The sequence below is a fragment of the Yersinia sp. 2542 StPb PI genome (assembly GCF_048593855.1).
GTDB classification, from domain to species: domain Bacteria; phylum Pseudomonadota; class Gammaproteobacteria; order Enterobacterales; family Enterobacteriaceae; genus Yersinia; species Yersinia enterocolitica_E.
The window spans coordinates 1-8789 of record NZ_JAZGQA010000173.1 but is presented as its reverse complement, the minus strand read 5'-3'; the positions used below and the strand labels follow the sequence as shown (position 1 = coordinate 8789).

Here is an 8789-nt window from a genome sequence, read left to right as displayed (position 1 = left end):
ATGCCTCAGCATCATGTGGGCTTAGTGTAAACAAGGCTTGCAGAAGAGTGTCCAGAAATGATACTGATTTATAACGTGGTCGGCTGGCGGGAGGCTGAACCATACGTTTTATCAACTATAGCCCCGTATTTAATGATTAAGTATTCTATTTGAAATGCTTGGTAACTTGCATTTTATAGGATGCTTTGAGGAATTTTTAGGGTATGAAAAGTGTAAAAATAGGTCTGGCCTGGCAAATACTCATTGCGCTGGTATTAGGTATTTTGGTTGGTGCGGTTCTGCATAATCAAATTGAATCCAGAGAGTGGTTAGTTAGTAATATTTTAAGTCCGGCAGGTGATATCTTCATCCGCTTAATTAAAATGATTGTTGTACCGATAGTTATTTCGACCTTGATCGTGGGTATTGCTGGTGTTGGTGATGCGAAGAAGCTTGGGCGAATTGGCCTGAAAACCATTATCTATTTCGAAGTTATCACTACCATCGCCATTATTGTTGGGATCACCTTGGCGAATGTGTTTCAACCGGGGCACGGCATTGATATGTCGGCATTGACGGTGGTCGATATCTCCCAGTATGAAAAGACCACTGAGCAAGTACAAAGTGGTAGCCACAGCCTGGTGAGCACTATATTGTCGCTCATTCCTGCCAACGTCTTCGCTTCCATGGCGAAAGGCGATATGTTGCCAATTATCTTCTTCTCAGTGTTGTTTGGTTTAGGGCTGTCTTCATTGCCAAAAGAAACCAAAGAGCCACTGTTGAATGTGTTTAAAGCAATTTCTGAAAGCATGTTCAAAGTCACTCATATGATTATGCGCTATGCGCCTATCGGGGTGTTTGGCTTGATCTCGGTGACGGTTGCCAATTTTGGTTTTGCCTCGCTTATTCCATTGGCCAAGCTGGTTATTTTGGTTTACGCCGCGATTCTATTTTTTGCACTGGTCGTGCTGGGCACCGTTGCCAGATTATGTAAATTACGGATCTGGACCTTGATTCGAATTTTGAAAGATGAGCTGATTTTAGCTTACTCTACCGCCAGTTCAGAAACTGTATTGCCGCGAATCATCGAGAAAATGGAAGCCTATGGCGCGCCAAAATCGATTACCAGCTTTGTGGTTCCGACGGGCTATTCCTTCAACTTAGATGGTTCTACCCTTTATCAGAGTATTGCCGCCATATTTATTGCCCAGTTATATGGTATCGAGCTGTCCATTGGGCAAGAGATCATTCTGGTCCTAACCTTAATGGTGACCTCTAAAGGGATTGCCGGTGTTCCGGGAGTCTCGTTTGTTGTCTTGTTAGCAACGCTAGGCAGTGTAGGTATTCCACTGGAAGGTTTGGCCTTTATCGCCGGTGTGGACCGTATTCTGGATATGGCACGTACTGCACTGAATGTGGTGGGGAATGCATTAGCAGTGCTGGTTATTGCTAAGTGGGAACATCAGTTTGACCATAAAAAAGCCAAGGCATATGAGAAAGCGTTATTTGCACCGAAACAGACGCCGGTTAGCCAAGGCTAATACTCTTTACCCTTGATGCTCCGGTGATGTTAGTCATTCGTATTGGCCCGAATAACTTACTCATATAAGTTCATTCGGGCTGATTCATTCGCTGCTTGGAGTTGAGCATTGATATTTGTCGGCCCCCTATTAGTGAGATACTGATAGGGGGTTTTTATTTGTGTCTATCATCAATAAAACACCAGTGACATTATTCATTTAGTCCTAAGCGGTATGACCAATGGATAAGCTCAGCGACTTTGTGCACATCCAGTTTTTTCATCATATTAAGGCGGTGGGTTTCTACAGTTTTTTGGCTGATGGAAAGGTGAGTTGCGATAATACGGTTACAGGCACCTTCGGTAATAAGTTTTAGGATCTGTCGCTCCCGTGGCGTTAGCACCGGTTGGCGGGCATCGCTACCTTGTGCCAGTTTATTAACCAGAGAACTATTGAGTGCAGGGTCAATATAACGTTTACCCGCCGCAACCGTTTGAATGGCTGCCAGCAGAATTTGCTGTGGGCTTTTTTTCAGAACATAACCTAGTGCGCCACTGCTTAACGTTTTGCTGGCGTGATGTTCCTCATGGCGGGCTGTTAATGCCAGAATCTTCATCGTCGGCCAGCGGCGAAGCAGTTGAATAATGACATCAAGGCCATCCATACCGGGCAATCCGAGATCTATAATCGCAATGTCTGGCTCTGTTTGGCGGCACAAATTGTATACATCCAGCCCATTATCAGCTTGGCCAACAATCTGATAACGTGGATAAGCTGCCAGCATATTTTTAATGCCATTAATGATTAGTTCATGATCGTCGACAATCAGTAATTTCGTATTCATAAAGTTGTTCCCTTTACCTGACGATTGAAATGGTGTCGCGGGGCTCCCGCGGTTGAAACAGCAAATGGATTATCTCGTCGAGGTGATCGATATCTTGCTGTGTAATGAGTTCATGATTTTCGACTGCTATTTCCAGCTGAATTACAGCGTCTTGTAACTCAGTAAGGCCCGCTTGCCCGGCACAGCCTTTTAAGGTGTGAAGCTGATGCGATAACGTGGGGGTATGGGTGAGAGACTCTCTCCCCTGCTGCACTAATAGTTGCAATGATTGTAATAGGTTAAGACGCAATGAGCTGTCAGCCAGATTCAATAGTGGCCTCGGTGTTGATAACTGGGGGGAGAGTGTTACCCCGCGTTCGAGCTGGAATTGTGCCGTCAGATCCAGTACTTCTGCCAGTTGGCTGAAAGTCACCGGTTTAGAGAGATAATGATTCATCCCTGCCTGACTGGCCCTTATCTTTTCCTCAGGATTGGTATTGGCACTTAATGCCGTAATCATGCAGCGATTATCCTGGTTGTTCGCATCATCACGCCAATAGCGGGTTGTTGCCAGCCCATCCATACCTGGCATACGAATATCCATCAGCACCAGATCAAAACGCTGCGTTTGGCCGAGGCGTAGTGCGATTTCGCCACTCTCTGCCAGAGTCACTTGATGCCCCAATTGGCGCAGCATCATGCCGGTGATATCTCGATTGGTTTCAGCATCATCGACTAACAATATGGTCATATGCCAAGGTTGTAGTGGGAGAGCATGTGGTATCTCTTGCTGAGATGAGGCGGGCTGCTTCTCTCCGTTAAGATGCTTTTTAACGTTGCTATATAAGCGACCGGGTAGGTAGCACAGCTCTTTATCGTTAAAGGGGGTCTGCGACAGGTGTACTGATTGATTACCCTCTGGCGGGCAGGTTATCCCCCACGAAGATAATTGAGCATGTAATGGCTGTGGTGCACATATTTCACCTTTAAACGGTTTGAGCACTATTTTCCCACAAAATGGCAGACTTAATGAGAAGCGACTACCGTGGTCTGGTAGGCTAAAAAGTGTAATATTGCCCCCCATCATTCTTGCCAGATTATCTGCAATAGTTAGTCCCAACCCCGTTCCCTGCCCGTGCTCATGGGTCTGGACAAAAGGGTGGAATATCTCTTGTTGAAGCTGCAAATCAATACCACAGCCGGTATCTTCAACAGTGAAGCAGAGCTGCTGGCCCTTACGGACTACATTGAGCTTAATATGGCCACATTGCGTGAATTTAACGGCATTGCCCAATAAGTTAACCAGAATCTGCTTTAAGCGTTGTTGGTCCAACTCCAGTTCCAGCGGCACATCCGAACTGACGTAAGTAGAGAGGGTGATGGCTTTACTCAAGGCCTGGCTATGAATAGTTAACATGGCCTGATCCAATAAGGGCAATAAGGCGGTTTTCTCTTGAGACAAGGCCATTTGCCCCGACTCAATACGTGAAAAATCCAACAGGTTGTTAACTATCATCAGTAAAGAATGTGAGCACTGGCGAGCGGTCTCGGCCAACCGATATTGCTCGCAGGTCAGTGGGGTATTTTGTAATAACTCAACAGCACCTAGCGTGCCATTTAAAGGGGTACGAATTTCATGACTGATGGTGGTTAGATGGACACTCTTACGGCGATTAGCCTGTTCGGCCAGCTGTTTTGATTTTGCCAGTGCCAGAGTACGTTCCTTTACTTTCATTTCAAGGGTGTCGTACTGCTCATTCAAGGTGTCTAGCAAGTTGTTATAAGCACGAGCAATCTGCCCTAACTCATCCATGCGTTTCACTGGTAAACGCGGCTCCATCGCTTGTGGGCCGGTGGCACCAATTATATTGATGAAGTTCCATAGGGGAATAGCGAGGTAATATCGCAGTAATAAAGAGAGCACTAACGTAAGTAGCAGCAAAATAGCCAGTGCAAAGGGGAGTTGATGTAATGCGGGCTTGGCCGCTTCCCAGGCAAAACCGACGCGGGGATAAATAACTAACTGTTGCCAACCGGGGCCTTTTAACTGGGTTCTTAATACCAAATAATCAGGTGTTTGTTGCCAACCATCATGTAAATTTCGGTCTTTTAGCTGGCGAAGAATCTCATGTAACTGATGCGAAGGTATATTTTGCTGAGATATCGGTAACAACTCGCCACTCTTATCCAACCATAAATTAATATCTCTCTGTTCAACTGGCTGATTATCCGTCACCAACTCATTCAGTTTTAATGAGAATCCAGCTAATGAACCGGCGTGATCACATGCGGCAACAGAAACATGCCAGCCTCGTTGTGGGCTATAAGTCGGCATCCCCCAAAAAATATTGTCATGGGTAGGAAATATTGGCAGTAAAAGTAATTCTTTACGTCGCTGGTTCAAATAGTTATTTGATACCGCCTGTGGTCTGAATATGGTAATACCTTCTTTGTTTTTAATCGTGAAACTGTCGAGATAATAAGTTTGACCAGAAGTTCCATAAGCCTGAGCAATGCGAAGGTCATGTCTGGATTGGATGGCATTACACATTCCTGAACTAAAAGGAATATTGTCGCTCTGATCATCATCTGTACGTCTAATCGGCAATCGCCAGGTGGCTTGGTAACTTGTCTGGCGACTGATCAATGCGGTTGCGTCCCGTTCCGCGCCTTCAAATTGGTAATTACTTAAATCTGCGCGTAATGATGCCATGTGGGTTAATTCATTCACCAAACGTTGGCGTGTATCCTCATATGAGAAGAATGCCATGGCCGCAATTGAAATAAGCCATATGGCCATTAAGGTCATGCCCAGTAATAGTGTCAATCGAGTGACGAGTGATGATGAGTTTTCCATAAAGTCACCTGACTGTTTTTTTTTAGTACGCCACAGCCAAAATTTGATATCAAGAAATACACTGATTTCATTACTGCTCGTTATAGATTCATTTAGTTCTGTAAAAAGAGTAAATCAGGTTTTTACCTTATAACGAATATTTAATTACGGAGGATAATTAAATCGTACTGATGCAGGAGTTACCGCCGATGCTTGAAATGTTGAAGAGACAACCCTTAGTTAACGACATTGATCTATCAGATATTAATATTGTTCAATTCACGTTGAAAGGAATTCCTGCCAAAGCGATGGATTACCATCATTCTATTTGTATTGGTGTTTTTTTTATTGAGAGAAAAATGATATCCAATACTGTTATTCGATATATTGCACTTATGCTGGTGGCGCTGGAGAATACGCAGGATTTTGCTTTACAGTTTAACGATGGCAATTGGTGGTTATGGGGGCGATATACACTTGATAATAGCGAGAGGATCGCCGGTGAGAATCAAGAACTCTCGANGAAATTAGAACAAATTCATGCCGTTATTCAGCATTTAAGCGGTTTGGTCGCCACATTGAGTACCTCCCAGGCAAACGTCTTAACCAAACCGAAGAAGTATGTCAGCAAGGTTATCTCATGAAAGAACTTGCCAGTTTAATATTACTGTTTTCAGTGTCACTGGCCCATGGTCAAGCTATTCCCTGGCAAGGAGAGCCTTTCTTTATTTATAGCCGGGGTATGAGTGTATCTAACCTATTAAAAGATTTAGGGATGAATTATGGTATCCCGGTAGTCATTAGCCCGGAAATAAACGAACACTTTAGTGGGAAGATTCGCGACAAAACACCAGAAGCAATCCTGGCTGAATTAGCCGGTCTATACAATCTTACCTGGTACTATGATGGTGAAATACTCTATTTTTACAAAGCTCAAGCCATCCGCAGGGAATTTATATCGCCAGATGGATTATCAACGACAACTTTAATCAAGTATCTACAACATAGCGGAGTAGCCGCAGGAAAAAACTGTGCAATAAAGGCTATTTCTCGTCTGGATGCTATTGAGGTTACGGGTGTTCCTATCTGTATTGAACGGGTGACGACATTGAGCAACATGCTTTCGTCTCAAGCCCGTAAGCAAAACCAAAATAAAGAAACAGTGAAAGTCTTCCAGCTAAAATATGCCTCTGCGGCTGACTCTAATTATCAGTATCGTGATCAGCAAGTTAAATTACCGGGCTTAGTCAGCGTATTGCGCGAGATGAGTCAGGGCAATAGTCTGCCGTTAGTTGCAGGAAAAGAACAAGATGAGGCGCATACCAGCATGCCTCTTTTCTCGGCTGATCCTCGGCAAAACGCAATTATTATCCGTGATCGCCAGGTCAATATGCCGGTCTATCGTAGTTTGATCGCTCAGTTGGATCAGCGGCCAGTTCAAATAGAAATATCAGTGACCATTATTGATGTTGATGCCGGAGATATTAGCCAGCTTGGTATCGATTGGTCTGCATCCACTTCCATTGGTGGCGCGGGTATCTCGTTTAATAGTAATTCGGGGAAAAATAGTGCTGATGGTTTCTCCACTGTAATTGGTGATACTGGGAACTTTATGGTTCGCTTAAATGCGTTACAAAAGAATTCACGTGCCAGAGTCTTATCACGCCCTTCGGTGGTCACCCTAAATAATATTCAGGCGGTACTGGATAAAAACGTAACGTTTTATACCAAGTTGCAAGGCGATAAAGTGGCAAAACTTGAATCGATCACCTCTGGGTCATTATTGCGAGTGACACCGAGAATGATTGATGCCGATGGTGTAAAAGAAGTTTTGCTTAATCTTAACATTCAGGATGGGCAACAGCAGGCGCCGATAAGCAGTAGTGAACCGTTACCGGAAATACAAAATTCAGATATCTCAACACAAGCTACGTTGCGTGTTGGGCAAAGTCTGTTATTGGGTGGCTTCATCCAGGATAAACAAATTGAGTCGCAAAATAAAATACCGCTACTGGGCGATATTCCATTATTAGGTGGGTTATTTCGCAGCACTGATAAGCAATCTCACAGTGTTGTCAGGTTATTTCTGATCAAAGCTGTACCGGTTAATACAGGGGAATAGCATGGCAGTACGGTTTAAACTCCGCCTGTTAAATGGTGAACTTAATGGGCGTGAGCTGATGTTACCTGAGGGGGAGTTTACGCTAGGGGGTCAGCAGTGCGACGTATTATTACCCTTACCTCAGGGGCAAATATTGACCTTGAGAATAAGTGATGAGCACATAACTTTGCAGACATCTGGGGATGTCTGGGTTAAGGGGGAGCGGCATGATTTACAGCAGAAACTCCCACTCGGACAGGCGATTGAAACCGGGGGATTAATCTTGGTTGTTGGCGAGGTGGACGATATTTTAAGTGATATTCATTATATCCCTCGCGCTCGGCCACGCTTATTACTCTGCTTATCTGTACTGGTATTTATCCTATTGTTACTGCTATCGGTAGTTATATTCTGGTTTATACAGCAGCCAAAAGCGCTACTAGCTTATCTTCCTCCTGATATTCCAACACAACTCTCAGAGCAGTTAAAACAACCTGCTTTACAGGGGATAAAAGAAAACTGGTTATTAGATGGCAGTGTTGTTTTGAGTGGTCACTGTAGCTCATCACCCGCAGTGATTAAGTTGCAGAATTTCCTGGTTCTTAACCGTATTGTCTTTCGTAATCAATTAGTCTGTGATGACCATCTGCTCAGTAGCGTCAAGGATGTATTACACCAGTATGGCTATCAGGATATAGAGGTCGACACGGGGAAATATCCAGGGCATATCACAATCCATGGTGCTATTGAAATGGGGGGGCAATGGTTAAAAGTTCAGGAAACACTGGCGACAGTGGCGGGGTTAAAGGGCTGGGTGGTTATTAATAGCCATGATGGGAAAATTGCACAATTAGTTGAGCGCTTAAGGGAACTGGGGTTATTAGGTTATCTCAGCATGGCGCCAAGTAATAAGGAAATCATTATCAGCGGTATATTGTCGCTCAGCCAACAACAACAACTGATGGAGATGTTGACAGCATTGGCCCGGCAACAACCGGACTTTCTGGCGGTGAGGTATCAGAATATCCCCACGTCAGATCAAACCGCTCAGCTTCTTCCTGCTGCAATAGTCAGCTATGGCGGAAATAAACTTTCAGGATTCGTGCAATTAGCTAATGGATTACGCTTACAGCAAGGGACGGTACTGGCGAATGGCTATAAAGTTATTTTTATTGGGGAGCAAGGTATATCATTACTAAAATCTAACAATTTAATCCATATACCCATGAATTTTTAAGGATTAGGGGATGAATGAATGTCGCACATTACTGAACTGGAAGACGCTATTAAATATGACGCGAAAAAAATCCAACAGAAGAGGACGTTGCTGGCAAATGGGAAGTTATTAATTTCCCAACAATTGTCTCTACAGCAAACACCTGATAATTATAAAGCGCTTAACAATATGATGCTGGCCCTAAGTAGTGCGGAGAAAATAATAGCAACGCTGTCAACGCGCTATGGAAATTAAAAAATCACCATGCCATTTTATGAAAAATATGGAATTAATATAAAAGACAGATGCTGCTT

Annotated in this window: 7 protein-coding genes; 5 read left to right on the top strand and 2 right to left on the bottom strand. The window is 44.0% G+C overall.

The window, feature by feature from the left end:
• The first annotated feature begins 203 nt into the window (after nt 1–203).
• A complete protein-coding gene (gltP, locus tag V1952_RS17230) occupies nt 204–1520 on the top strand; it encodes a glutamate/aspartate:proton symporter GltP (protein WP_372560001.1) in 1317 nt (438 codons plus the stop codon).
• Nucleotides 1521–1710: 190 nt separating this feature from the next.
• Here gltP and V1952_RS17225 read toward each other — a convergent pair whose 3' ends face one another.
• Together V1952_RS17225 and V1952_RS17220 are read right to left on the bottom strand one after the other, a co-directional pair.
• Nucleotides 1711–2343, bottom strand: coding sequence for a two component system response regulator (locus tag V1952_RS17225; RefSeq protein ID WP_372560000.1), 633 nt, complete (start codon nt 2341–2343; stop codon nt 1711–1713).
• A gap of 13 nt (nt 2344–2356) precedes the next feature.
• Complete coding sequence (locus tag V1952_RS17220) at nt 2357–5179, bottom strand: two component system sensor kinase (RefSeq protein WP_420075195.1); 2823 nt, start codon at nt 5177–5179, stop codon at nt 2357–2359.
• Between the two features lie 188 nt (nt 5180–5367).
• Between V1952_RS17220 and V1952_RS17215 the strand changes: the two genes are divergently transcribed.
• The 4 genes from V1952_RS17215 to V1952_RS17200 are packed head-to-tail and all read left to right on the top strand — an operon-like array spanning nt 5368 to nt 8730.
• A complete protein-coding gene (locus tag V1952_RS17215) occupies nt 5368–5802 on the top strand; it encodes a hypothetical protein (RefSeq protein ID WP_420075194.1) in 435 nt (144 codons plus the stop codon).
• Complete coding sequence (locus V1952_RS17210) at nt 5799–7280, top strand: EscC/YscC/HrcC family type III secretion system outer membrane ring protein (RefSeq protein ID WP_372559997.1); 1482 nt, start codon at nt 5799–5801, stop codon at nt 7278–7280. Before V1952_RS17215 ends, V1952_RS17210 begins: the two co-directional genes overlap by 4 nt.
• A gap of 1 nt (nt 7281) precedes the next feature.
• Complete coding sequence (gene sctD, locus V1952_RS17205; RefSeq protein WP_420075193.1) at nt 7282–8496, top strand: type III secretion system inner membrane ring subunit SctD; 1215 nt, start codon at nt 7282–7284, stop codon at nt 8494–8496.
• An 18-nt stretch (nt 8497–8514) separates the two neighbouring features.
• Entirely contained in the window at nt 8515–8730 is a 216-nt protein-coding gene (locus V1952_RS17200; protein WP_420072139.1) for an EscE/YscE/SsaE family type III secretion system needle protein co-chaperone, read from the top strand.
• Nucleotides 8731–8789 lie beyond the last annotated feature (59 nt).